At 68.5% G+C, this 23,323-nt stretch carries 24 protein-coding genes; 3 read left to right on the top strand and 21 right to left on the bottom strand.

What is annotated here, in order from left to right:
- Positions 1 to 13: 13 nt before the first annotated feature.
- The 8 genes from AC5RTY_RS09380 to AC5RTY_RS09345 all read right to left on the bottom strand — a co-directional run bounded on the left by AC5RTY_RS09380 (position 14) and on the right by AC5RTY_RS09345 (position 10,197).
- Positions 14 to 1,801 carry a DEAD/DEAH box helicase gene (locus AC5RTY_RS09380; protein ID WP_494139436.1) on the bottom strand — a complete coding sequence of 596 codons (1,788 nt, stop codon included), beginning with the start codon at positions 1,799 to 1,801 and terminating at the stop codon, positions 14 to 16.
- On the bottom strand, positions 1,798 to 3,228 hold the full coding sequence (locus tag AC5RTY_RS09375) for an MFS transporter (protein WP_494000107.1): 1,431 nt from the start codon (positions 3,226 to 3,228) through the stop codon (positions 1,798 to 1,800). The genes AC5RTY_RS09380 and AC5RTY_RS09375 overlap by 4 nt, the downstream gene beginning before the upstream one ends.
- A gap of 87 nt (positions 3,229 to 3,315) precedes the next feature.
- Entirely contained in the window at positions 3,316 to 3,624 is a 309-nt protein-coding gene (locus AC5RTY_RS09370; RefSeq protein WP_493979734.1) for a DUF3039 domain-containing protein, read from the bottom strand.
- Between the two features lie 91 nt (positions 3,625 to 3,715).
- On the bottom strand, positions 3,716 to 5,287 hold the full coding sequence (locus AC5RTY_RS09365; RefSeq protein ID WP_494139435.1) for a transporter: 1,572 nt from the start codon (positions 5,285 to 5,287) through the stop codon (positions 3,716 to 3,718).
- On the bottom strand, positions 5,269 to 6,207 hold the full coding sequence (locus tag AC5RTY_RS09360; RefSeq protein WP_494139434.1) for an ABC transporter ATP-binding protein: 939 nt from the start codon (positions 6,205 to 6,207) through the stop codon (positions 5,269 to 5,271). The genes AC5RTY_RS09365 and AC5RTY_RS09360 overlap by 19 nt, the downstream gene beginning before the upstream one ends.
- Before the next feature lie 48 nt (positions 6,208 to 6,255).
- Positions 6,256 to 7,368, bottom strand: a complete 1,113-nt coding sequence (locus tag AC5RTY_RS09355; protein WP_494139433.1) for an NADH:flavin oxidoreductase/NADH oxidase — start codon at positions 7,366 to 7,368, stop codon at positions 6,256 to 6,258.
- Complete coding sequence (locus AC5RTY_RS09350; protein WP_494000111.1) at positions 7,369 to 8,328, bottom strand: tetratricopeptide repeat protein; 960 nt, start codon at positions 8,326 to 8,328, stop codon at positions 7,369 to 7,371. It abuts the gene before it with no gap.
- Positions 8,329 to 8,406: 78 nt separating this feature from the next.
- Positions 8,407 to 10,197, bottom strand: coding sequence for a DUF8094 domain-containing protein (locus AC5RTY_RS09345; protein WP_494139432.1), 1,791 nt, complete (start codon positions 10,195 to 10,197; stop codon positions 8,407 to 8,409).
- A gap of 322 nt (positions 10,198 to 10,519) precedes the next feature.
- Between AC5RTY_RS09345 and AC5RTY_RS09340 the strand changes: the two genes are divergently transcribed.
- Complete coding sequence (locus AC5RTY_RS09340; protein WP_494139431.1) at positions 10,520 to 11,857, top strand: AI-2E family transporter; 1,338 nt, start codon at positions 10,520 to 10,522, stop codon at positions 11,855 to 11,857.
- Positions 11,858 to 11,864: 7 nt separating this feature from the next.
- Here the strand turns inward: AC5RTY_RS09340 and AC5RTY_RS09335 are convergent, their stop codons facing one another.
- Positions 11,865 to 12,191: an Rv1322 family protein gene (locus tag AC5RTY_RS09335; protein ID WP_494000114.1), complete on the bottom strand. Its 327-nt coding sequence runs from the start codon at positions 12,189 to 12,191 to the stop codon at positions 11,865 to 11,867.
- Positions 12,192 to 12,290: 99 nt separating this feature from the next.
- Between AC5RTY_RS09335 and nucS the strand changes: the two genes are divergently transcribed.
- Positions 12,291 to 12,986, top strand: a complete 696-nt coding sequence (gene nucS, locus AC5RTY_RS09330) for an endonuclease NucS (RefSeq protein ID WP_494000115.1) — start codon at positions 12,291 to 12,293, stop codon at positions 12,984 to 12,986.
- A gap of 322 nt (positions 12,987 to 13,308) precedes the next feature.
- Positions 13,309 to 13,512 carry a cold-shock protein gene (locus AC5RTY_RS09325; protein WP_136787594.1) on the top strand — a complete coding sequence of 68 codons (204 nt, stop codon included), beginning with the start codon at positions 13,309 to 13,311 and terminating at the stop codon, positions 13,510 to 13,512.
- 104 nt (positions 13,513 to 13,616) lie between these two features.
- Here AC5RTY_RS09325 and murA read toward each other — a convergent pair whose 3' ends face one another.
- The 12 genes from murA to AC5RTY_RS09265 form a co-directional block, all read right to left on the bottom strand.
- Positions 13,617 to 14,897: a UDP-N-acetylglucosamine 1-carboxyvinyltransferase gene (murA, locus tag AC5RTY_RS09320; RefSeq protein WP_494012422.1), complete on the bottom strand. Its 1,281-nt coding sequence runs from the start codon at positions 14,895 to 14,897 to the stop codon at positions 13,617 to 13,619.
- Between the two features lie 104 nt (positions 14,898 to 15,001).
- Complete coding sequence (locus tag AC5RTY_RS09315) at positions 15,002 to 15,433, bottom strand: DUF2550 domain-containing protein (RefSeq protein ID WP_493989254.1); 432 nt, start codon at positions 15,431 to 15,433, stop codon at positions 15,002 to 15,004.
- 6 nt (positions 15,434 to 15,439) lie between these two features.
- Positions 15,440 to 15,736: a F0F1 ATP synthase subunit epsilon gene (locus AC5RTY_RS09310; protein WP_494000118.1), complete on the bottom strand. Its 297-nt coding sequence runs from the start codon at positions 15,734 to 15,736 to the stop codon at positions 15,440 to 15,442.
- Positions 15,737 to 15,741: 5 nt separating this feature from the next.
- Complete coding sequence (gene atpD / locus AC5RTY_RS09305) at positions 15,742 to 17,205, bottom strand: F0F1 ATP synthase subunit beta (protein WP_494012423.1); 1,464 nt, start codon at positions 17,203 to 17,205, stop codon at positions 15,742 to 15,744.
- 58 nt (positions 17,206 to 17,263) lie between these two features.
- Positions 17,264 to 18,157, bottom strand: a complete 894-nt coding sequence (locus AC5RTY_RS09300; RefSeq protein WP_493979721.1) for a F0F1 ATP synthase subunit gamma — start codon at positions 18,155 to 18,157, stop codon at positions 17,264 to 17,266.
- A 71-nt stretch (positions 18,158 to 18,228) separates the two neighbouring features.
- Positions 18,229 to 19,866, bottom strand: coding sequence for a F0F1 ATP synthase subunit alpha (gene atpA / locus AC5RTY_RS09295; protein ID WP_494000121.1), 1,638 nt, complete (start codon positions 19,864 to 19,866; stop codon positions 18,229 to 18,231).
- 103 nt (positions 19,867 to 19,969) lie between these two features.
- A complete protein-coding gene (locus AC5RTY_RS09290; protein WP_494012424.1) occupies positions 19,970 to 20,779 on the bottom strand; it encodes a F0F1 ATP synthase subunit delta in 810 nt (269 codons plus the stop codon).
- Positions 20,779 to 21,327 carry a F0F1 ATP synthase subunit B gene (locus AC5RTY_RS09285; protein WP_494012425.1) on the bottom strand — a complete coding sequence of 183 codons (549 nt, stop codon included), beginning with the start codon at positions 21,325 to 21,327 and terminating at the stop codon, positions 20,779 to 20,781. Before AC5RTY_RS09285 ends, AC5RTY_RS09290 begins: the two co-directional genes overlap by 1 nt.
- Before the next feature lie 47 nt (positions 21,328 to 21,374).
- The gene (atpE, locus tag AC5RTY_RS09280) at positions 21,375 to 21,578 is read right to left on the bottom strand and encodes an ATP synthase F0 subunit C (protein WP_074701684.1); all 204 of its coding nucleotides are present in this window, start codon (positions 21,576 to 21,578) and stop codon (positions 21,375 to 21,377) included.
- A gap of 65 nt (positions 21,579 to 21,643) precedes the next feature.
- Positions 21,644 to 22,450: a F0F1 ATP synthase subunit A gene (gene atpB / locus AC5RTY_RS09275; protein WP_494012426.1), complete on the bottom strand. Its 807-nt coding sequence runs from the start codon at positions 22,448 to 22,450 to the stop codon at positions 21,644 to 21,646.
- An 86-nt stretch (positions 22,451 to 22,536) separates the two neighbouring features.
- Positions 22,537 to 22,809 (bottom strand): hypothetical protein, encoded by a 273-nt coding sequence (locus AC5RTY_RS09270; RefSeq protein ID WP_494012427.1) that lies wholly within the window; start codon positions 22,807 to 22,809, stop codon positions 22,537 to 22,539.
- The gene (locus AC5RTY_RS09265; RefSeq protein WP_494012428.1) at positions 22,799 to 23,314 is read right to left on the bottom strand and encodes a Cg1360 family ATP-synthase-associated protein; all 516 of its coding nucleotides are present in this window, start codon (positions 23,312 to 23,314) and stop codon (positions 22,799 to 22,801) included. The genes AC5RTY_RS09270 and AC5RTY_RS09265 overlap by 11 nt, the downstream gene beginning before the upstream one ends.
- Positions 23,315 to 23,323: the final 9 nt, after the last annotated feature.

Below are 23,323 nucleotides of genomic sequence, written 5' to 3'. Positions count from 1 at the left end.
GGCCTGCCGCCGGCTACTTCCGGCCGATGAACCAGTCCTGGAGCTTCTTCAGGCGCCGGTTCAGCTGCTCCTCGTTGGCCTGGGCCACCGGCGGACCGCCGCAGACCCGGCGCAGCTCGGAGTGGACCACGCCGTGCGGCATGCCGGAGCGCGCCGACCAGGCGGACACGTTCTTGGCCAGCTGGTTGCGCAGTTCGGTCAGCTGCCGGTGGTCAACCACGGCCGGGGCCGGCTCGGGATCCGCGGCCCCGCCCGAACGCTTGCGTTTGCGCGACTGCTGTTCCTGCTGGCGCTGGCGCAGCAGCATGCCCACCTGCTCGGCGTCCAGCAGCCCCGGGATGCCCAGGAAGTCCAGTTCCTCCTCGCTGCCGAGCTCTCCCCCGGTACCGAACTCGGCGCCGTCGAACAGCACGCGGTCGAAGGACGCCTGGGAATCCAGCGCTTCGAACTTCTGCTTGGTCAGCGCATCCGAGGCCGACTCTTCCCGGTTGGCCTGCTCCATCAGGGCCTCTTCGGGAATGAAGCCCTCGTCGTTGTCCTTGTCCGGCCGGTCCAGCGCGTGGTCGCGCTCCAGCTCCATCTGGTTGGCCAGTTCCATCAGGTTCGGCACCGACGGAAGGAACACCGACGCCGTTTCGCCGCGCTTCCGGGCGCGCACGAAGCGGCCCACCGCCTGCGCGAAGAACAGCGGGGTGGCCGTCGAGGTGGCGTAGACCCCGACCGAGAGGCGGGGCACGTCCACGCCTTCGGAGACCATGCGGACGGCGACCATCCAGCGGCTGTCGCCGGCGGAAAACGCCTCGATCTTTTCGGAGGCGCCGGCGTCGTCGGAGAGGATGACGGTGGCGGATTCCCCGGTGATCTTCTTCAGCTGGCCGGCGTACGCCCGCGCGTCCTCGTGGTCGGTGGCGATCACCAGGCCGCCGGCGTCGGGCACCGCCCGGCGGACCTCGGTCAGCCGCTTGTCGGCGGCCGCCAGCACCGACGGGATCCATTGCCCCTGCGGGTTCAGCGCCGTGCGCCAGGCCTGCGCCGTGATGTCCTTGGTGACCGCGGCCTCGCCGAGCGACGCGGCGTACTCGTCCCCCGCACTGGTGCGCCAGCGCATCTGCCCGGAGTACGCCATGAACATGACCGGGCGCACCACGTGGTCGCGCAGGGCGCTGCCGTAGCCGTAGGTGTAATCCGCCCGCGAGCGGCGGATGCCGTCCTTGTCCTCGGCGTACTCCACGAACGGGATCGCCGCCGTATCCGAGCGGAACGGGGTGCCGGTCAGCGCCAGGCGCCGGGCGGCGGGTTCAAACGCCTCGCGGATGCCGTCGCCCCAGCTCAGGGCGTCGCCGCCGTGGTGGATCTCGTCGAGGATCACCAGCGTCTTGGCGGCCTCGGTCTTGGCCCGGTGCAACAGCGGCTTCATGGCCACCTGCGCGTAGGTGACGGCGACGCCGATGAAATCGCGGCCGTGCGAACCGTCCGAGTTCTTGAAGTTCGGATCGATGGCGAGCCCCACGCGCGCCGCGGCGTCAGCCCACTGGCGCTTGAGGTGGTCGGTGGGGGCGACGACGGTGATGCGGTTCACTATCCCCCGGTCCACCAGTTCGGTGGCCACGCGCAGCGCGAAGGTCGTCTTGCCCGCGCCGGGGGTAGCCACGGCCAGGAAATCCTGCGGGGCCATCTCGAAGTACTTCTGCAGGGCCTCGGCCTGCCATTGGCGCAGCTTGGGGGCGGTGCCCCAGGCGGCCCGTTCCGGGTAAGCCGGCGGCAGCACCGGTCCGGCGCCGAATAGTGTGTCGTTGCTCATGTGCCGGCCTCCTCCCGTTGTTCCTGTCCGTTTCCAATCCGTTCTGCGCTGCGCCAGCCGGTGGCGATCCCGCCCGCCGCCACCACGGCCAGCACCAGCCAAATGACCACGTAGACGCCCACCGAGCCCGGGTTGTCCGGATCCCGCAGCAGCGCGAACAATCCGCCAGCCCCGGCGGTACCCACCACGCCGCCCAGCTGGTCGGCCAGCTGCAGCGACGCGGAGTTCCGTCCGCGCTCCTGGGGGGCGGACAGCTTCAGCACCATCACGGACGTGGTGGACAAGGCCATGCCCATCGAGAACCCGGCCAGCGCCCAGACGACGATGAGCGCCGCGAGCGGCACCGACGGCGCGGACACCAGCGCCATCAGCCCCATGCAGGCGGTCAGGATGCCGGATCCGATCACCAGCATCCGGTGCCGGGCGGTCTCGACGCGTGCCTGCAGCCAGGAGCCGATGCTCCAGCCAACCGCGCCGGCCGTCAGGGCCAGGCCCGCGGTCGCCGGCGAGATGCCGTGCGCCGCCACCAGCATCAACGGGATGAACGCCTCGGCGCCGAAGAACGCCAGATTGATCAGTCCGCGGGTGGCGATCACGCTGGGCAGCCCGCGGCGCAGCCGCAAGGTGCCCGGCGGCATCAGCTTGGGCAGCGCCGCCAGCGCCAGCACCACGCCGCCGGCCGCCAGCGCGTACATCAGCACCAGCTTCCCGGCGGACCCGCCGGCGACCGCCTCGAACAGGGCCCACTGGGCCAGGAACACGCCGCCGGCCAGCAGCAGACCCCGCATCGCCTGCAGGCGCCCGCCGCGCTTGTCCGTGGTCGGGTTCTCCGGGGCTCCCACGCTGCCGGTCTGCGGCCAGATGACCAGCACGGCCAGCAGGAAGATCGGCGCCACGCCGTAGAACACCAGGCGCCAGGAAAGGTACTGGGCGACGACGCCGGCGGCCAGCGGCCCCACCAGCGACGGCACCACCCAGGCCGCCGCCAGCCAGCCAAAGACCACCGGCTGCAGCCGCTGCGGATAGACCTGTCCGATGATCACGTAGACGGCCACGATTGCGAACCCGCCGCCCAGCCCGGCCACGGCGCGGCCCGCGGTGAAGATCCAGAACTCCCCGGCCACCCCGGACAGGACCAGCCCGGCGACCATCAGCACCAGCCCCGCGGCGAGGGCCGGGCGCGGGCCCTTCGCGTCGCACCAGACTCCGGCCACCACGCTGGCCAGCAGCGAAGCGGTCAGGAACATGGAGAACGCCAGCCCGTAGGCGGACTTGCCCTCCAGGTCGGCCGCCACCACCGGCATCGCCGTCGCCACCGCCACGGCCTCGAACGCCGCCAGCGTGATCACCGTCAGCAGGCCGATGGTCAGCGGCCGGTAGGCAGCAGACATGGCGCCGGGCGCGCGGATGGCGGTGGATTCGGGCATCAAAAAACCAGGGCTGACTTTCTTGGCAGGCAGGGGAAAGCGCGGCGGGCACCGGACGCGCCCGCGCTCGTGGGGTGGGGAAGGTTACTACTTCTTCTTGCCGGAATCGTCGCCGCCGGGGCGCAGGCCCTCGTAGATGGCCTTGCAGTCCGGGCATACCGGGAACTTGTTCGGGTCGCGGCCGGGCACCCACACCTTGCCGCACAGGGCGATCACCGGTTCGCCGGACAGCGCCGACTCCATGATCTTTTCCTTGCGGACGTAGTGCGCGAAGCGTTCGCGGTCACCGGGCTCAAGCTCTTCGCGGAGTTCTTCACGCTCGATCGTCGCGGTGGACCCGCCCGGGGTCTGCGGCGCGCGGGGGTCGTTTTCGAAAGGATCCGGGGGAAGACTCATGCCTCCCATCTTAACCCCTGAAACAGGAACGACGACGGCGGAGCCCGGCTCCCCCGTCGTCGTCGCCCGCCGCCGCGGCTGGGTTTGTGTGCTATTTGTTTTTGGCCACGGCCTGGAGGAGTTCCGGCGTCCGGCGGTCATACCAGCGGCCGCCCAGCTCGATGCCGACCACCAGCAGGACCGCCCCGAGCACGAGGCCGACCGCCAGCGCCAGCCAGCCCCACAGCGCGTCGCCGGTGAAGACACCGATCAGCGCCAGCACGAGTTCCGGCAGCGAGAGCAGCACCAGCACGCCGAGCCCGCCGAGCTGGACCAGCATCATCCGGGCTGTCGAGCCGGGCGGGGTCTTGAACGGGCTCTCCCCCGGCAGCGGCACGTTGTAGGTGTAGCGGGCCGAGACCACGCTGGACAGGCCCAGGCCGGTCAGCAGCACGCCGAGGGCCACCCCGGCAACGGGCGGCAGCAGGTGCCACCCGCCGATGAACACGAACGGCAGCACGGTCAGCACGACGGTGGCCGGCAGCGCGATCACCGCGCAGGCCGCGGCCCGGCCGATCCGGTCGGCGCGTCCGCTCACGCCGGTGGTGACGTGCAGCGCGAACGCCGTGTTGTCGTACGCGATGTCCGCGGAGATGCCGAAAGACAGCAGGAAGGCGATCATCGGGCCCAGCCACAGCATGAAGGTGAAATCGCCGGTCTGCGAGAGGCCGAAGAAGACCGCCACCGGTATGAGCGGAATGGAGACCAGGGACGCCCCGTAGCGGGGATCCTTGAACCAGTAGATGAGCGCGCGCGCCGCCACGGCTCCGGCAGGGGTGCCGGGCATCCGGGAGAACCAGCCCAGTTTGCCGCCGGCCTTCCGGGACACGGCGTTGTACGGCGGGGGGACCAGCGCACGGGCCAGGCTGAGCTTCCAGAGCCAGGCCAGCACGGCCAGGAAGGCCACCGCGATGAGCAGCCGGGCACCGGCCGGGCCCCAGTTGCCCAGGGCCAGGTCGCCGGGGACGGCCCAGACCGCTCCCAGCGGCGACCAGGCCAGGCCCTCGGCCAGGGCCGGCAGGAAGTCCTGCGAGCTGCGGAACCCCTCCACGATGCCGACCATGATCGGTCCCAGCAGCACCAGCGGGATGATGCCGATGACGCCGCTGAGGTCCTTGAACCGGCGCGAGCTGGCCAGCGTCGTGGACGCCGACGTCGTCACGCGGGAGAGCACCACGCACGTCAGCGTTGCGATCAGGGCGCACAGGACGGCGGCCACGAGCGCGGCCGGGTGCTGCCACCAGGCGGCCGCGTGCCCGAGCGCGGCGACCAGCGTCACCACGCCCGGGATGCCGACCAGGCCGCCGATGGCGAGCCCGAGCAGCAGCTGGCGCATGGGCACGGCGTAGGTCACGAACCGGGCCGGGTCCAGCGTCATGTCCACGCCGGTGGCCATCATGGGGATCAGCGCCCAGCCCAGGAAGGCCGCAGAGCCGCCCAGCACCACCACCATGCGGGCCATGTCCGGCTCGGTGTAGCTGAGGAAGAACAATCCGGAAATCAGCAGGGCCAGCATGCCGATCGCGTACAGGCCCCCGAGGATCACCCCCACCAGCTGCCACGGGCTGCGTTTGAAGCCGTTGCGCAGCAGCGCCAGCTTCAGCCTTACGAGGTGCGCAACCACTCGAGCCCCTCCGCCTGGGTCCGTCCGCCGACCAGCTGGACGAAGCGCTCTTCCAGGCTCGCGCCGGCGCGGACCTCGTCCACGGTGCCGGCGGCCAGCACGTTGCCGCCGGCGATCACGGCCACGTGGTCGCACATGCGCTGGACCAGGTCCATGACGTGGCTGGAGACGATCACCGTGCCCCCGGAGTCCACGTAGTCGTGGAGGATGTCGCGGATGTTCGCCGCGGAGACCGGGTCTACCGCCTCGAACGGTTCATCCAGCACCAACAGCTTCGGCGCATGGATCAGTGCGGTGGCCAGGGCGATCTTCTTGGTCATGCCGGCGGAATAGTCCACCACCAGGGTGCCGGCGTCGTTGGTCAGGTCCATGGCCCGCAGCAGGTCCGGGACGCGGGCGGCCACGGTCTCCCGGTCCATGCCCCGCAGCAGCCCGGCGTAGGTGACCAGCTGTTCGCCGGTCAGCCGGTCGAACAGCCGGACGCCGTCGGGCAACACGCCCATCAGGCGCTTGGCCGTCAGCGGCTCGGCCCAGACGTCCACGCCGTGCACCCACACCTGGCCGTAATCCGGCCGCAGCAGCCCGGTGGCCATGGAGAGCGAGGTGGTCTTGCCCGCCCCGTTCGGCCCGACCAGCCCGTAGAAGGACCCGGCGGGCACGTCCAGGTTGACGCCGTTGACGGCGATCTTGTCGCCGAAGCGCTTGGCCAGACCGCGCACCGCGAGGGCGGGAACGGGTGCCTGGGCGGGAACGGGTGCCTGGGCGGGAACGGGGGCCTGGGCGGGCGCGGCAGCCGGCGCAGCGTCCGAAGGGCCGGGCGCCGGGTACCCCTGCGGGGCGGCGCCGCCCGGCACCGGTACCGCTATGCTGTTCTGCTCGTCCGGCTGCTGGACCGGAGGTTGTGATGGGTGCGAAGTCATGTGTCCACGCTAACAACCGGGGGTTTACCGGGACGTCATCCGCAAGGACTAATATTTCTCCGCCACCGCGGCACGCTCGTATTGCGGCGCCCACGCCAGTTCGTGGCCCAGTTCGACGGCGGCGCGCTGCCACCAGTGCGGGTCCCGCAGCGCCGCCCGGGCGAGCAGTACCGCGTCCGCCGAGCCTTCCCTGATGATCGCGTCGGCCTGCGCGGCCGTGGTGATGAGTCCGACGGCGCCGGTCGGGATGCCCGCCTGGCGCCGGATGGCGGCCGCGAAGGGCACCTGGTATCCCGGCCGCAGCGGGATGTTCGCCCCGTGCACCGCGCCGCCGCTCGAGACGTCCACCAGGTCCACGCCGCGGGCGGCGGCCTGTTCCACCACGTCGGCCACGGCCTCCGGTTCCAGCCCGCCGTCCGACCAGTCGGAGGCGGAGACGCGGAGCAGCAGCGGCATGGCGTCCGGGATGACGCCGCGGACCGCCTCCACCACCTCCAGCAGCAGCCGGGCACGCCCGGCCGCGGTACCGCCCCAGCCGTCAGTGCGGGTATTAACCAGCGGCGAGAGGAACTGGTGCAGCAGGTAGCCGTGGGCGCCGTGGATCTCCACGGTGTCGAAGCCGGCCCAGACGGCACGGGCCGCCGCGTCGCGGAAGTCCGCGATGACTCGCCGGATGCCGGCCTCGTCCAGGGCGTCCGGCGCCGCGTAGCGGCCAAAGGCGACAGCCATCGGGCCCACGGTCCGCCAGCCCCCCTCGGCGGGCGGCACCGAGCCGGACTTCGGGGCGAAGGGCGCGTAGGTCGACGCCTTGCGCCCGGCGTGGGCCAACTGAATCCCGATCTTGGTGTCCGCCGAGCCATAGCGGTGCACGAACTCCGTGATCCTGCCCCACGCCTGGGCCTGGTCGTCGGTCCAGATGCCGGTGTCCTCGGGACTGATCCGGCCGGCCGCGTCAACCGCTGTCGCCTCGGTGAGGATCAGCGCAGCCCCTCCGGCGGCGAACTGGCCCAGATGCATCAGGTGCCAGTCGTTCGGCGTCCCGGGCGCGTCCTCCCGCCGCACCGAGTACTGGCACATCGGCGCCACCCAGCCGCGGTGCAGGAGCTGCAGACCGCGCAGTTTCAGCGGCTCGAACAGGCCGCCGGCTACAGCCTGCGCCATTTAGAAGAGCGCCCTGGCCAGAGCCTGGCGTGCCTTGGACACCCGCGGGTCGGTGCTGCCCACCACGTCGAACAGTTCCACGAGGCGGGCCCGGGCGGCCTCCCGCTCATCCCCGGCGTGGCGGCTGATGAAACCCACCAGGCGGGCGAAGGCGTCCTCGACATGGCCGCCCGAGACGTCCAGGTCGGCAACGGCCAGCTGGGCCTGCAGGTCGTCGGGCCGGTCGGCGGCAGCGGCCCGCAGCCCGGCCGCATCGGCCCCCTGCAGCCGCTGCAGCAGCTGGACCTGGTACAGGCCGGTCCGCGCCTCGTCGTCCGCCGGCTGCTCGGCCAGCGCCTTCCGGTATGCCGCAGCGGCGCGATCAAAGTCGCCGGCCTCGATGGCCTCGAACGCTTCCTGGTGCAGCGGCGGCAGCGGCTTCTCTTCCTCGGCCGGGGCATCCCCCGCACCGGGCGCGGTGCCGGTGACGCCGTTGGCCTGTGCCACCTTGAGCAGCTCGTTGACGAATTGCCGCAGCTCGTCGGCCGTCGCCGCCCCCTGGAACAGCGGGATCGGCTGCCCCTTCAGGAGCGCCACGGCGGCCGGCACGCTCTGCAGCTGGAAGGCCTGGGCGATGCCGGGACTGGCATCGACGTCGACCCGGGCCAGCACAAAGCGGCCGGCGAACTCGTTCGCCACCTCCGCCATGGCGGAGGCCAACTGCTGCGCCAGGTCGCTCCATGACGCGGTCAGTTCCACGATCACGGGGACCTGTGCGGACAGCTGGACGAGCGGCTGGAAGCTCTGCTCGTTGACCTCGACGATGTAGCCCGGAGCTTCGCCTTCACCCGCTGCCGGCGCGCCGGCGGCCGGCATGCCTCCCGCCGGCGGCTGCGGCTTTTTCAGCGCGGACAGGTCGACGGCGCCGCGGAGGCTGACGGAAGACGGCGCGGGGCCCTGTCCTGGAGTTGGAGTGGTCATGACATCACACTAATACGTCTCGGTCGACGCCCGGAATTTTGCCCGACCGAGCCGGCGTCGCGGCCCGGTCGGCCGGGGCTACTTCAGCTCGGCGTCCACCAGGCCCTGGGCGACGCCCACCAGGGTGAGCCGGTCGTCGGAACCGGCCGGCGGCACGTACAGGAAGACGGACTCGCCGTAGGTCACGTCCACGCCTTCGGTGGTGGAGTCATCCCCTGCCAGCGCCGCGAACTCGGGCGAGAGTTCCACGGTGGCGCCGGCCTCGGCCGGCACGCTGCTCATCACCGACTCCATGTGGCCAAACACCACGGCGCCGCCGTCGGCGGTGCGGAGCGCCCGCAGCGAGCCGTCGTCGACGCTGCGGCTGAAGGAGATGTCGGCGTTTTTGTTGGATTTCACCTGGTCTTTTTGGAACGCCTGGATCTGCTCGGAGAAGGTGTTCTTACCGATCGCGTCCTTGTGCTTGCCGTCGTCGAGGTTCTCCGCGACCATTTTCACCGCCGCCTGCGGCGCGTGCAGCAGGCCTTCCCCGTTGTCCGGCGCCACGGCCGGCGTCCCGCCGCTCTCGGTGGAGACCTGCGGGAAGGTGGTGCCCGGCAGCATCTGGAGCGCGCCCACCATCCGGTAGTTCGAACGCGGATCCTGCTGCACCAGCACGATCACCTGCGGCACCGGATTGTCCTCGCCCTCCGTGACCGTCACGACCGTCCGCGGCCAGTCGGCACTCGTGCTGACCATCGAGGTCAGGATCGGCCCGGCAGCCACCGGGACGGGAGCCGCAGCCTCGCCGTTTTCGGCCCGAACCTTGTAGTTGGCCTCGCGGACGGTCAGGGCGGCACCGGCGACCCGCGGCTTCAGCTTGCCGGAATCCCGCGCCGAGTCCGCGTCGGAGACCGCCTTCGCCACCGAGTCCATGATCCGGGTCAGTTGGCCCTCCAGCACCACCGGGTGGCCGGCGGCTTCCCCTGCGCCCTGGGACGGGGCGGCCGGAGAGGCGGCGTGGGCGGGAAGCACGGCGCCGGAGGCCAGCACCACGGCCGCTCCCGCAGCGGCGGCGGCGCGCAGGCCCAGCTTCGGGCGTTCCATCAGGGAACGGCGGCCCGGTGACCGCTCGCCCTGTTCGGGCTTTTCCAGGCCCGCGTTTCCGGGCCCGGCCTGGCCGGGACGGCCGGCCGGAACACTGCCGCCCCGCTGAGCCAGCGGTGCCGTTTCCGGGCCGCCTGCGTTCGGCCGGCCGCCGCCGCCCCGGGGATCAGAGTCGCCGCCGGGGACCGGCCGGTTCGGGCGGCGGGACACCACGGCCATCGCCACGCCGAGCACCAGCAGCAGGGCTCCGATGATCATCAGGGCCAGCGACCACGGCACCGAGGTGTCGTTCGGCCAGGTGATGGTCACCGTCGTCGGCGCCGGCTCGGTGCCGTCCGCGGCCAGCAGGATGGACCACTCGCCGTCGGCCGGGGCCAGCCACCGGTGCTCAAGGCTGCCCTCGGCCTGCTGCTGGCTCACCCACAGGTCGGAGCCCGCAGGGTTCGGCACCTTGGCCTCGCCCTCGGTTACGGTCCCCTGCAGTTGCCCGTCCTCGATGCCTGTCAGGGAGGTGTGCGCCGCCTCTCCGACCCAGGCCTCGACGTCGCCCGCTCGGCCGATGGCCAGCAGGAACTCGCCGTCGGCCTCCACCGAAACGTCCACTTCTTCTTCGTGGACACCGAAGACTTCCGGTTCGATGACGGTCACGGGTGCGGTTGCATCGGCTGCCGTGTAGGTGGCCGAGGCACGCTCGGGCGGCGCCCACACGGTCCGCTGGGCGATGCCCAGCGCGATGGCCAGCAGGCCGATCACCATCAGGGCCACTGAAATCTTAAAACGCACAAAAATACCAATCGTCGATCGCTGCAGGAGGGAAGGGCCGCAGGGACGCCCAAGCCTCCAGGGCCGGCCGGGGTGCCCGCCATCGGTCATGCTTTATAACCCTATGGTAACGAACCCTCTCGGCCGTCCGTGCGCGGCCGGACCGCGTGGTCCGCCGCGGACCGCCTTTTGCCCTTTTTGCCGTCGGCATCCGCTGCCACACCATACCGGACTGGTAGTCTTTCGCTCAGAATTGCCCCTATCCTGCGCCGTTGTTGCTTAGCGCGTGACAAGTGCGCCCGCCCGCTGCTTCAGCGGCTGCAGGCGGAAGAGAGGATGCTGCGTGAGCGAACCCCGGGATGCTCCCACGCCCGCCGCCGGCAACGGATCGCCGGCCGAGGGCCAGCCCGCCGACCTCGCGGCACCGGCCCCGGATCCCGCCGCGCCGGCCACGGATCTCGCCGCGACGGCCGGCTCTCCGGCCTCGACGCCGGTCATGGCGGCTCGCCGGCACGCCGTGCTCGGCGCCCTCGGGCGCCTCGGCGCCTCGATGCCCCGCGCCCGGCCGCGCGTCCGCTTCCAGATGCCGCCCGAGGACGATTCCCCCGCCGCCGCCCGCGACGGTGCCGCAGGCACCGAGTTCTCCCCCGCCCGGCACCCGATCCACTTCGGATTCATGGCCACGGTCGGCGTCGGTTTCGCGCTGCTGCTCTACTTTGTGCTGACCAACGTCGGCGAGCTGCTGGCGTGGATCGCGGCGGCGCTCTTCATTGCCCTGGGGCTCGATCCAATCGTCCGCTGGCTGGAAAGCAAGGGGCTGCCGCGTCCGGCCGGGGTCATCATTGTGGTGCTGATCCTGGCCGGGCTGATCGCGGCGTTCATCTCCACGCTCATCCCGACCATCGTCAACCAGACCACGCAGATCGTGGCCAACGCTCCGCGCTATGTCGAGGACATCCTGAACTCGGCCTTCTTCCAGACGATCGATGCGCAGTTCCAGGTCCGGGAACGCATCGACATCGAACTGGAGCGGTTCTTTGCCAGTTCCGAGAACGTCACGGGCATCTTCGGCGGCGTTCTCGGCGTCGGCAGTGCCGTGCTCCAGGGTGCGTTCGGGGCGCTGATCGTGCTGGTGCTCACGCTGTACTTCCTGGCGTCGCTCCCGGCGCTGAAGGTGTGGGCCTACCGGCTCGCTCCGCGGTCCAAGCGGCGACAGGTGCAGCGCCTGTCCGAAGAAATCACCGGCAGCGTGGGCAGCTATGTGATCGGCCAGGCCTGCGTGGCCCTGATCAACGCGGCGGTGGCGTTTATAGCCATGACCATTGCGCAGGTGCCGTTCACGGCCTTGCTGACCTTCGTCGTCGGCCTGCTGGCCTTCATCCCGCTGATCGGGGCCGTGATCGCCGGCGGGTTCGTCTCGCTGGTTGCCCTGACCGTGGGCTGGCAGCCGGCGCTGCTGTTCGCCGTCATCTACTTTGCCTACCTGCAGATCGAGGCCTACTTCGTCTCGCCGCGCATCATGCAGCGCGCGGTGGCCGTCCCCGGCGCCGTTGCCGTGATCGCCGTGATTGCCGGCGGTTCGCTGATGGGTGTGCTGGGCGCCCTGATGGCGATTCCGGCCGCGGCGTCGGTGATGCTGCTGCTGAAGGACGTCTTCATCGTCCGGCAGGACCGGAACTGAGGCCGGGTCAGCGGTAGCGGAAACTGCGGGTCTGCCAGCAGCGCGGATGCCAGTGCCGCCGCTCGGCCAGCGCCGTCTCGCCGCCGAACAGCGAGTCGGCCTGCCAGGCGACGAGGTGCTCGATCCCCGGGCCGATCGTCCGGTTGCAGCCCGGGCAGGTGTACTCCTTGGCGGCGTTCGACGGGGTGATGCGCCGCACGTTCCATTCGCCGTCGGGCGCGTTCTGGCGCTCCGGAATGCCGGCGCGGGCGCGGTCCAGGTCCAGCTCGTTGGCCCGCGTCCACTTGCTGCTGCCCGCCCCTGAGCGGCGGCGCGGGCGGTTGGAACGGGGCATGCGACCATTCTGCCCCACCGGCGCGGCCCCGGCCGCACCGCGCCCGCCCGCCGCGGCACCGGACCGACCACGCAGCCGGCACCGGTAAAGTGGCCTACTGTGCGTCTTGTCATTGCCCGTTGCTCCGTCGACTACATCGGCCGCCTCCGCGCCCACCTGCCGCTGGCCACCCGCCTGCTGATGGTGAAGGCGGACGGCTCCGTCCTGATCCATTCCGACGGCGGTTCCTACAAGCCGCTCAACTGGATGAGCCCGCCGGCGAATCTCCGGGTGGCGGAGCCGGAGGCCGACGACGCCTCCTCGGGCGTCCGCGAAGTCTGGCATGTCCAGCATGCCAAGAGCGACGACCGCCTGGTGATCAGCATCCACGAGCACCTGCACGAATACAGCCACGACCTGGGCGTGGACCCTGGGCTGGTCAAGGACGGCGTGGAGGCCGACCTGCAGCGCCTGCTGGCCGAACAGATCCACCGCCTCGGCCCCGGCCACACCCTGGTGCGGCGCGAATACATGACGGCGATCGGGCCGGTGGACATCCTGGCCCGCAACGCCGACGGCGGGACCGTGGCCGTGGAGCTCAAGCGCCGCGGCGACATCGACGGCGTGGAACAGCTGACCCGCTATCTGGAGCTGCTCAACCGCGATCCCCTGCTGGCTCCGGTCAAGGGCATTTTCGCGGCCCAGCAGATCAAGCCGCAGGCGCGCGTGCTTGCCGCCGACCGGGGCATTGAATGCCTGACCCTCGATTACGACGAGATGCGCGGCGTGGACGACGCCGACTCCCGCCTGTTCTGACGCTCCGGCGGGCGTGCAACAGCGCGCGCTCTCCTGCCGCTGGTGCCGCGCTCGTCGCCCGCCTGGCGGTAATTAACCCCGCGCCGAACTCTCGCTTAATAAAAGATTGAATTGTTCTTTGTACCGTTGACCGCCCATGGGGCTTATGTGATGCTTAACTCAGTCTTTGTGTAGGTGTGGTTTTCATGCTCGCAAGACGTGTTGCGAGTGTGAAGCTCCACGGCGTCCGGCCCCCAGGCCGTGTCGTTTGGATCTTCCACGGAGTAACCGGGTTGGTACGAGGTGTGCCGGCTTGTTTTTGTTTCACGATGAGGAGATTTAAATGGCACAGGGGACCGTTAAGTGGTTTAACGCGGAAAAGGGCTTCGGCTTCATCACACCGGATGAGGCCGACGGCGACGTCTTCGTTCACTACTCTGAAATCCAGTCGGGCGGATTCAAGACCCTCGACGAAAACCAGCGCGTGAGCTTCGAGATCGGCCAGGGCGCCAAGGGCCCCCAGGCCACCGGCGTCACTGTCATCTAGCTTCGGCTTGGCAGGGCGGGCCCTCCACGGCACCGCCACACACACAGAACCCCTCCGATGCCTTCGGAGGGGTTCTGTGTATTCCGGCGTCGGACGCTGCGGCGTCAGGCGGGAAGCTTCGGCGGTCCCAGCCGGACCACGTCTCCGCCCAGTGCGCGCAGGCGTTCGTCGAACCGCTCGTATCCCCGGTCAATGTGCTCGACGCCGTGGATCTCGGTGGTGCCGTCGGCCACCAGCCCCGCGATCACCAGCGCGGCGCCGGCCCGGATGTCGTTGGCCTCGACCGGTGCGCCGGAGAGCTGCGGCACCCCCTTGATCAGCGCGTGGTGCCCGTCCAGCCGCACCACCGCTCCCAGCCGGGCCAGTTCGGAGGTGAAACCCCAGCGCGCTTCGAAGACGTTTTCCGTCACCATGCCGTGCCCGTCCGCCACGGCATTCAGCGCGACGACGAACGGCTGCAGGTCCGTGGGAAAGCCGGGGTACGGCAGCGTGGAGACGTTGATCGGCCGCGGGCGCTCCGGTCCTTCCACCGTGAATCCGTCGTCCCTGCTGGTGATCCGGCAGCCGGCCTGTTCCAGCTTGTCCAGGACCACGGCCAGGTGGCCGGGGTTGGACCTGGCCACGTCCACCGTTCCACCGGTGACGGCAGCTGCGAAGGCCCAGGTCCCGGCGACGATCCGGTCCGGCACGGTGCTGTGGCGCACGGGCTGCAGGCTCTCCACGCCGGTGATGACCAGCGTGGGCGAGCCGATCCCTTCGATCCGGGCACCCATCGAGACCAGCAGGTCCGCGATGTCGGTGATCTCCGGTTCCCGCGCCGCGTTGTCGATCACCGTCACTCCCCGGGCCAGGGTCGCGGCCATCATCAGGTTTTCGGTGGCGCCGACCGACGGATACGGCAGGCGGTGGTGGGTCCCGTGCAGCCCCTGCGGCGCCTTGGCCACCAGGTAGCCGTGGTCGATGCTGATGTGGGCGCCCATCTGTTCCAGCCCGGCCCGGTGCATGTCCAGGCCGCGGCTGCCGATGGCGTCTCCCCCGGGCAGTGCCACTTCCGCCTGCCGGCAACGTGCCACGAGCGGGCCGAGCACGGAAATGGAGGCCCGCATGGCGCGGACCAGGTCGTAGTCTGCCTGGTGGGCCGGCGCCTCCGGTACGTCGATGTGGACGCTGGCGGCGTCCACGTCGTAATCCACCCCGCAGCCGAGCCGACGCAGCAGTTCCGACATGATCCAGACGTCCTGGATGTCCGGCACATTCGTGATCGTGGAACGGCCCTGTGCCAACAGCACCGCGGCCATCAGCTTCAGGACGCTGTTCTTGGCGCCGGGAACCTCCACCCGCCCGTTCAGCGAGCTGGGGCCATGCACCACGATCACGTTCTCCATGGAAACCATCCTACGGTTGGGGCGGGACTGCGCCGGTTACGAACGGCTGGGCCGGTTAAAGACGGACGGCGCGGCTCCTGGAAGAGCCGCGCCGCAGAGGGATCTCAGCGCCAGGTGCCGATGCCGATCACCGGCCCGGCTTCCAGCCAGGACGAGAGACCCGCATAGACGTCGAAGGTCATGGCCATCGACAGATCCTGTTTTTCGTGCGTGAGCATCACGACGATCGCACCGGGCTGGATCTTGGCCCGCTCGGTTTCGGTCGGCTGCCGCCAGCCCTGCAGTTCCAGCGAACTGCGCCGGAACCGATAGCGCGGTTTGGGGCTCAACGACAACAGGCGCAGCCATTCCAGGTGCGTGTCCGTATAACGACAAACCCCCATCTGCCAGCTGCCGGGCAGCATGGCGATGGAGGCGTCGAAGGTGCCAAGGGCGCGCCGCAGCTGGTAGCGGCGCACCCCGAAGGCGACCAGTGCCAACACCAGCAGCAGGAAGACTGCGGCCAGTATGGCGAACGTGACGTCGAGACCGTTCACCGGCGGCTAGCGGGTTCCCGCCGTAGCCTCGTCGCCCACCGTCGCGTTGTCTGCGACGATGACGACCCGGTTGCTGTCGACAGAGAAAAACCCGCCGTCGACATTCACGTTGATGCGCTCACCGGAGACCGGCTCGATGACCAGCTCGCCGGCGGCCAGGACCGCCAGCACCGGGCTGTGCCCGGGCAGGATCCCGATCTCGCCGTCGCTGGTCCGCGCCCTGACCATTGTTGCCGGGCCGGACCACACGAAGTGGTCGGCGGCAACAATCTCAACTTCCAGTTCAGCAGAAATATTAGCCACAGGCCTTACTTCCCGGTCTGTTCCTGGATCTTGGCCCACTGGCGCTCCACGTCGTCCAGGCCGCCCACGTTGAAGAAGGCCTGCTCGGCGATGTGGTCGAGCTCGCCGTCGCAGATGGCCCGGAAGCCTTCCACGGTGTCCTTGATGGAGACCGTGGAACCCTCGACGCCGGTGAACTGCTTGGCGGTGTAGGTGTTCTGCGACAGGAACTGCTGGATGCGGCGGGCGCGGGCGACGACGATCTTGTCCTCTTCGCCCAGTTCGTCAATGCCGAGGATGGCAATGATGTCCTGCAGTTCCTTGTTCTTCTGCAGGATCTGCTTCACGCGGACCGCGGTGTTGTAGTGGTCCTGCCCGATGTACTGCGGATCCAGGATGCGCGACGTCGAGGTCAGCGGATCCACGGCCGGGTACAGGCCGCGCGAGGCGATTTCACGGGACAGCTCCGTGGTGGCGTCCAGGTGGGCGAAGGTCGTCGCCGGTGCCGGGTCGGTGTAGTCGTCCGCGGGGACGTAGATCGCCTGCATCGAGGTGATCGAGTGGCCCTTGGTGGAGGTGATGCGTTCCTGCAGCACGCCCATCTCGTCGGCCAGGTTCGGCTGGTAGCCCACGGCCGAGGGCATGCGGCCCAGCAGCGTGGAAACCTCGGAACCGGCCTGCGTGAAGCGGAAGATGTTGTCGATGAACAGCAGCACGTCCTGCTTCTGCACATCGCGGAAGTACTCCGCCATGGTCAGGGCGGACAGGGCCACGCGCAGACGCGTTCCCGGCGGCTCATCCATCTGGCCGAACACCAGCGCGGTGTCCTTGAGCACGCCGGCTTCTTCCATTTCTACCCAGAGGTCGTTGCCCTCGCGGGTACGCTCGCCAACGCCGGCGAACACCGACGTGCCGCCGAAGTTGCGGGCCACACGGGTGATCATTTCCTGGATCAGCACGGTCTTGCCCACGCCGGCGCCGCCGAAGAGGCCAATCTTGCCGCCCTTGATGTACGGGGTCAGCAGGTCGATCACCTTGATGCCGGTCTCCAGCATCTCGGTGGAGCCTTCCAGCTCGGCGAAGTTCGGTGCCTTGCGGTGGATCGGCCAGCGCTCGGTGATTTCCAGCTGGGACGCTTCGACGTCGAGCGGCTCGCCCAGGACGTTGAAGATGTGGCCCTTGACGCCGTCGCCCACGGGCACGGTGATCGGGGAGCCGGCGTCCTGGACCGTGGTGCCGCGGACCAGGCCGTCGGTGGCCTGCAGCGAGATCGCGCGGACCAGGTTGTCGCCCAGGTGCTGCGAGGTCTCGAAGGTGATGGTGCGGGTCTCGCCGTTGAGGGTCACCTCAGCGGTGAGGGCGTTGTACATTGCGGGGATTGCGTCCGCCGGAAATTCGACGTCGACAACCGGGCCGATGACACGGGCGATACGGCCGGTAGCGCCCGTAGCGACGGAACCGGTTCCGTGCTCGATGGTTTGGGCAGTCATCTTTCTCACTTCTCAGTTTCGATGGCGTGGTTATGTGTGCTGTTGCTGCAGGGACTTATCAGGACGCCGCCAGGGCGTCCGCGCCACCGACAATCTCGGTGAGTTCCTGCGTAATCTCTGCCTGGCGCGCGTTGTTGCGCAGACGGGTGTACTTCTCGATCAGGTCCGTGGCGTTGTCGCTGGCCGACTTCATCGCGCGCTGGCGTGCAGCGAGCTCGCTGGCAGCGGCCTGGAGCAGGGCTGCGAAGATGCGCGACTCGATGTAGCGCGGCAGCAGTGCGTCCAAAACCTGCTCGGGCTCCGGCTCGTACTCGTACAGCGGCAGCAGATCGGTCTCTGCGGTGGCCTCTTCTTCCACGACCTCCAGCGGCAGCAGTCGGATGACCGCGGGCTCCTGGGTAACCATGGACTTGAAGCGGGTGTAGACAATGTGGAGCTCGTCTACGCCACCGTCCTCATACGGCGTGTTGAAGTCGGAGAGCAGTGCCTCGCCGATCTCGCGGGCGGTCGCGAACTCAGGAGCGTCCGTTCCGCCCGTCCAGACCTGCTGGTACTGAATGTTCCGGAAGTCGAAGTAGGCCTGCGCCTTACGGCCGACCAGGTAGTGGCGGACTTCCTTGCCTTCTCCATGAAGCAGCTCGGTCAGGGACTGGGCCTGCTTCAGCACCGACGCGGAGTACGATCCCGCCAGACCGCGGTCGGAGGTCAGCACGAGCACGGCGGCCCTGCGGATCTGCTCCGGCTCGGTGGTCAGCGGATGGTCGATCTCGGACTGCGAGGCCACGGCAGAAACGGCACGGGTGATCGCATTGGCGTACGGCAACGAGGCCGCGACGCGGCTGCGGGCCTTGCCAATGCGTGAGGCGGCGATCAGCTCCATCGCCTTGAAGATCTTCCGCAGCGACGAAGTCGATGCGATCTTCTGGCGGTAGACCCGAATCTGGGCTCCCATACTCTTCCTTTCCTCGTCCTCGGCGGCCGGACGGAACCCTCAAGTGGTTCCGCCCGGCCAACGAAGATGAATTAGCGCTTCTGCTTGACGATCTGTTCCTGGGCGACTTCGTCTTCGGCCAGGGGGTCGTACTCTTCGTGGCCGGCGCCGACCAGACGGCTGTCGCCCTCCCCGAAGAAGCCCTGCTTGAAGTCCACGATCTGCGACTTCAACTCGTCCACGGTCGAATCCTCGAGCAGATTCGTCTGGGCGATCGTCGTCAGCACCGAGCTGCGGTGCCGCAGGTGCGAGAGGAACTCGGTCTCGAACCGGGTGACGTCCTCGACCGGAACATCGTCCAGGTAGCCGTTGGTGCCGGCCCAGATGGACACGACCTGGTTTTCCACCGGGTACGGCGTGTACTGGCCCTGCTTCAGCAGTTCCATGAGGCGTGCACCGCGGGTCAGCTGCTGGCGCGACGCCGCATCGAGGTCCGAGGCGAACATGGCGAACGCCTGCATGTCCCGGTACTGGGCCAGGTCCAGCTTCAGCGTGCCGGAGACCTTCTTCATGGCCTTGACCTGTGCCGCACCGCCCACGCGGGAGACGGACACGCCGACGTCCACGGCGGGACGCTGGTTGGCGTTGAACAGGTCGGACTGCAGGAAGATCTGGCCGTCCGTGATGGAGATGACGTTGGTCGGGATGTAGGCCGAGACGTCGTTCGCCTTGGTCTCGATGATCGGCAGGCCGGTCATCGAACCCGCGCCCAGCTCGTCGGAGAGCTTGGCGCAACGCTCCAGCAGGCGGGAGTGCAGGTAGAACACGTCGCCCGGGTAGGCTTCGCGTCCCGGCGGGCGGCGCAGCAGCAGCGACACGGCGCGGTAGGCTTCGGCCTGCTTGGAGAGATCATCAAAGATGATCAGGACGTGCTTGCCGGAGTACATCCAGTGCTGGCCGATGGCAGAACCGGCGTAGGGCGCCAGGTACTTGAAGCCGGCGGGATCGGAGGCCGGGGACGCCACGATGGTGGTGTACTCCAGCGCACCCTTGTCCTCCAGGGTCTGGCGGACGGCGGCGATGGTCGAGGCCTTCTGGCCGATCGCCACGTAGATGCAGCGGACCTGCCGGTTGACGTCGCCGGACTCCCAGTTGGCCTTCTGGTTCAAGATGGCGTCGACGGCGATGGCGGTCTTGCCGGTCTGGCGGTCGCCGATGATCAGCTGGCGCTGTCCGCGGCCGATCGGGATCATCGCGTCGATGGCCTTCATGCCGGTCTGCAGCGGCTCGTGCACGGACTTGCGCTGGGTAACGCCGGGAGCCTGCAGCTCCAGTGCGCGGCGCTCGTGCGATTCGATCGGGCCCTTGTCGTCGATGGGCAGGCCCAGCGGGTCCACGACGCGGCCGAGGAAGGCGTCGCCGACCGGTACGGACAGGATCTCACCGGTGCGGTGAACTTCCATGCCTTCTTCGATGCCGGTGAATTCACCGAGGATCACCACGCCGATTTCGCGGGTGTCGAGGTTCTGGGCCAGGCCCAGGACGCCGTTCTCGAAACGCAGCAGTTCGTTCGCCATGGCCGAGGGAAGACCCTCGACACGGGCGATGCCATCGCTGGCGGTGGTCACGTGGCCGACTTCGACCCGCTCGGCGCTTCCGGGTTCATAGGACGCCGCGAACTCGTTCAGCGCATTGCGGACGTCGTCGGCGTTGATGGTCAATTCGGCCATCTGCAGTCCCTGCTCTCCTGTGTTTATGATCATCGCGTGGTGCGCGACGACCGGTGTGTTTTTCAGTCTGTGTGAGGCTTCCGGCCCAGTCTCCGCGAGGAGGCTAAACCGCGAGACTCCGGCGGAGCTCGGCCAGGCGGGAGATCACGGACGCATCCACGACCTCATCCCCGACCATGACCCGCACGCCGCCAACCAGCCGTGGATCCACGTTGAAGTGGATCCGCAGCTCCCGGCCGTACAACCGGTTGAGCCCGGCCTGCAGGCGGCTCATCTGTTCGCTGGTCAGCGGACGGGTAACGCTGACCTCCGCGATCCAACGCTGCTGGCGCTTGGCCACCAACTGGATGAACCGCTCTACCAGGGCCGTGGGCTTGATGCCGCGCGGGGCGGTTACCGCCTGCCGGATCAGCAGCTGTGCCACGGGGCCCGCGGCCGGCACCAGCTTCAGCGCCAGCGCCGATTTGGCTTCGTCCGAAGCCTGGGGTTCCAGCAGGGCACGCTGCAGGCCGTGGTCCGACCCGACAATGCGGTTGAACGCGAACAGGTCCCTCTCCAGACCTTCGAGTCCGTCAACACCCTGGCCCTCTGCGACTGCGACAGCCGTCGTGGCCGCCAAGGTCTCCAAGGCGTCCCCGATGTCGCGCGCAGAGGCCCAACGCGCGGCAGCCAACGAGGTGGCGATGGCCCGGGCATCCGCCGAGACCTTCCCCTCGAGGAGGCGGCCGAACATGTCGGCCTTCTCGCTGCTGTCGCGCGCCGGATCGGTCAGGGCACGGCGCAGACCGGCATTGCTGTCCAGCAGGCCCAGGATCCCAAAGAGTTCCTCTGCCAGGGACAGCGAAGCGGTGGGAAGCTTAGCCTCCAGTTCCTGCTGTGCCGCTTTCAGTGACTCGCTCGATACACCGGCCATTATTTAGCAGCACCTGCACTCTGAGACTCAAGGTCGGCGAGGAAGCGGTCCACGACGCGGGCAGCGCGCGCGTCGTCGTTCAGCGACTCGCCGACAATCCTGCCGGCCAGTTCGGTGGCCAGGGTGCCGACTTCGCTGCGCAGCGATGTCACGGCTGCCTGACGCTCTGCATCAATCTGGACCTGGGCCTGCTCGCTGATGCGTGCAGCCTCTGCCTGGGCCTTTTCCTTCAGCTCCGCCAGGATCTGGGCGCCTTCGGCGCGGGCGTCCTCGCGGATGCGGTTGGCTTCCGCGCGGGCGTCCATCAACTGCTGCTTGTACTCGTCCAACGCAGCGCTGGCTTCGGCCTGGGCGGCCTCCGCCTTGGCAATCCCGCCCTCGATGGCTTCGGTGCGCTCCGCATACGTCTTCTCGAACGCCGGAACGACGAACTTGGCGACGATGTACATGAGAATCGCGAAGCCGATCAGCGTGACGACGATTTCCCAGACGTTAGGGATCAGAGGGTTTGCACCCTCCGCGGCGGCGAGGATCATAGCCTGATTCATATCTCACCCGTCCTATCTACTCGGTGTGGATGGTCCGCGTTGCCCTGTTAGAGGACGAACGCGAACACCAGACCAAGAATGGCCAAAGCTTCAGTCAGCGCGAGACCCAGGAATGCGATCGGCTGCAGCACGCGCTGTGCCTCCGGCTGGCGGGCAACGCCGTTGATGTAAGCAGCGAACACGAGGCCCACACCGATGGCACCGCCGATAGCGGAGAGACCGTAACCGACGAGGTTGATATTGCCTTCCATTATTTTCCTTTCAAGATGCCCCAATGGGCAGGTTGTTGGTTCAGGTTCTTCCCCAGCGGGGAAATTTAGTGTTCCTCGGCCAAGGAGCCTTGGATGTAGATCGCGGTCAGCAGGACGAACACGTACGCCTGCAGGACCTGGATCAGGATTTCGAAGAAGTACATGCCCACGCCGCCGGCCAGCGTCAGGATGCCCAGCGGCTTCAACCAGAAGTCGGCATCCATGATCAGGAATTCGGATCCGGCGGCAGCCAGCATGATGATCAGGTGGCCGGCCAGCATGGTGGCGAAGAGACGCAGGCTGTGCGTGACCGGGCGGACCAGGAAGGTGGAGATGATTTCGATGAGGACGACCAGCGGGAGGATCGCCTTCGGCACGCCGGACGGAACGACGGCGAGCTTGAAGTAGGCGATGCCGTGCTTCTTGATGCCCAGGACGATCCACGTAATGTAGACGACGCCGGCCAGGGCGTAGGCCGTGCCCACGTGCGACGGGGTCGGCAGCTGCAGCAGCGGAATGGAGCCGAAGAGGTTGTTCACCAGGATGAAGAAGAACAGTGCCATCAGCAGCGGGACGAACGGCCTGAAGTCGCGCTCACCGATGATGTCCTTGCCCACCGAGTTGCGGACGAAGTTGTAGCTCATTTCGCCCAGGTGCTGCAGCTTGCCGGGAACAAGCTGGCGGCGGCGGGAGGCTGCCACGAAGAACCAGGAAATCAGTGCGACGGACAGCAGGACCAGCAGCATCTGCTTGCCGAAGCCCTCACCGTACGGGGCCATCCACGGGAGAACCTCCGGTAGATGCATATCTTCGAGGCTCGGTGGGACGAAGCCACCTTCATCAGCGGCCGCCGGAAGCGCAAGCGCGATCAACGCGTTTCCTCTCTGCAGTGTCCATCTTTGGGCGTTTCAGGGTGGGTCGCCATCGAGGCAGGCCACCATATAAAGTTTTCTGACATTTAGGTGTGGTCCCCCGCGCCATCCTCATGGCGGCGCCGGGCGCCGCGCGTGAGGTTGTGTTTGCGGGCCAGATAATATCCGCCTCCAGCGCCCAGAACGGCGCCGACGAAAATCAGCCAGCGGGTATCCAACAGATAGTCCAAACCCCAGCCTACCAAACCCCAGGCGATGATCCCGCCAAGGATATAGGTGAGGACGGTGTTGCCGCCCTGGTAGGTGGAATCGTCCCCGGAACCGCTCCGCGCGGGGCCGGATGTGCCTTTAGAGGCCATGTCCGATTTCCCCTTCCGAATGCTGCCGACGGTCCGCCGGCTCCGGTTCGGGGTCGGCGTACAACTGGTGCCGGGTGCGCGAGAAGGCGAACACTTCGGCCGCCTGCCAGACCACCACGGTGGCCACCGCCGCAACAAAGAACCAGGTCCGCTCGAGCCACATCGGGGTGCCGATGAGGAAGAGAGCCGCCCCAAAGCCCACTACTTTGATGATGTAGGTGGCGATGAAGGCACCGATGGCGCCGGAAGGATTGGACCGCCCCACGTAGTGGCCCACCAGCAGGCTGATCGCGAAGAACAGCACCACCAGCGTCGCGCCGAGCAGGGCACTCAGGGCACCGGCCGCACCCGCCGCCACCGTCGACATCACGATGACCAGCCCGGCGGTTGCACCGCCGGCGACCAGGGCGGACCGCAGGATCTTCAGCCACGGCGACCGGGTGGGACCGGATGCAGCGACAGCTGCGCCAGCGGCGGGGTGGCCGTCGTGGCGTGAAGCGCGCATTGGTAGTCC

It is taken from the genome of Arthrobacter sp. Y3224055 (genome assembly GCF_059090825.1).
The sequence above is the reverse complement of the archived record's forward strand: the minus strand, read 5'-3'. Positions and strand labels throughout refer to the sequence as shown.

Coding starts and splice junctions, on each gene's coding strand:
- murA (WP_494012422.1), bottom strand. CDS start 14,897: ATGGAGAACGTGATCGTGGTGCATGGCCCCAGCTCGCTGAACGGGCGG.
- AC5RTY_RS09270 (WP_494012427.1), bottom strand. CDS start 22,809: ATGGCCTCTAAAGGCACATCCGGCCCCGCGCGGAGCGGTTCCGGGGAC.
- AC5RTY_RS09355 (WP_494139433.1), bottom strand. CDS start 7,368: ATGGCGCAGGCTGTAGCCGGCGGCCTGTTCGAGCCGCTGAAACTGCGC.
- atpE (WP_074701684.1), bottom strand. CDS start 21,578: ATGGAAGGCAATATCAACCTCGTCGGTTACGGTCTCTCCGCTATCGGC.
- AC5RTY_RS09335 (WP_494000114.1), bottom strand. CDS start 12,191: ATGCCCCGTTCCAACCGCCCGCGCCGCCGCTCAGGGGCGGGCAGCAGC.
- AC5RTY_RS09290 (WP_494012424.1), bottom strand. CDS start 20,779: ATGGCCGGTGTATCGAGCGAGTCACTGAAAGCGGCACAGCAGGAACTG.
- AC5RTY_RS09350 (WP_494000111.1), bottom strand. CDS start 8,328: ATGACCACTCCAACTCCAGGACAGGGCCCCGCGCCGTCTTCCGTCAGC.
- AC5RTY_RS09285 (WP_494012425.1), bottom strand. CDS start 21,327: ATGAATCAGGCTATGATCCTCGCCGCCGCGGAGGGTGCAAACCCTCTG.
- AC5RTY_RS09360 (WP_494139434.1), bottom strand. CDS start 6,207: ATGACTTCGCACCCATCACAACCTCCGGTCCAGCAGCCGGACGAGCAG.
- AC5RTY_RS09265 (WP_494012428.1), bottom strand. CDS start 23,314: ATGCGCGCTTCACGCCACGACGGCCACCCCGCCGCTGGCGCAGCTGTC.
- AC5RTY_RS09325 (WP_136787594.1), top strand. CDS start 13,309: ATGGCACAGGGGACCGTTAAGTGGTTTAACGCGGAAAAGGGCTTCGGC.
- AC5RTY_RS09375 (WP_494000107.1), bottom strand. CDS start 3,228: ATGCCCGAATCCACCGCCATCCGCGCGCCCGGCGCCATGTCTGCTGCC.
- atpD (WP_494012423.1), bottom strand. CDS start 17,205: ATGACTGCCCAAACCATCGAGCACGGAACCGGTTCCGTCGCTACGGGC.
- AC5RTY_RS09380 (WP_494139436.1), bottom strand. CDS start 1,801: ATGAGCAACGACACACTATTCGGCGCCGGACCGGTGCTGCCGCCGGCT.
- AC5RTY_RS09370 (WP_493979734.1), bottom strand. CDS start 3,624: ATGAGTCTTCCCCCGGATCCTTTCGAAAACGACCCCCGCGCGCCGCAG.
- atpA (WP_494000121.1), bottom strand. CDS start 19,866: ATGGCCGAATTGACCATCAACGCCGACGACGTCCGCAATGCGCTGAAC.
- AC5RTY_RS09300 (WP_493979721.1), bottom strand. CDS start 18,157: ATGGGAGCCCAGATTCGGGTCTACCGCCAGAAGATCGCATCGACTTCG.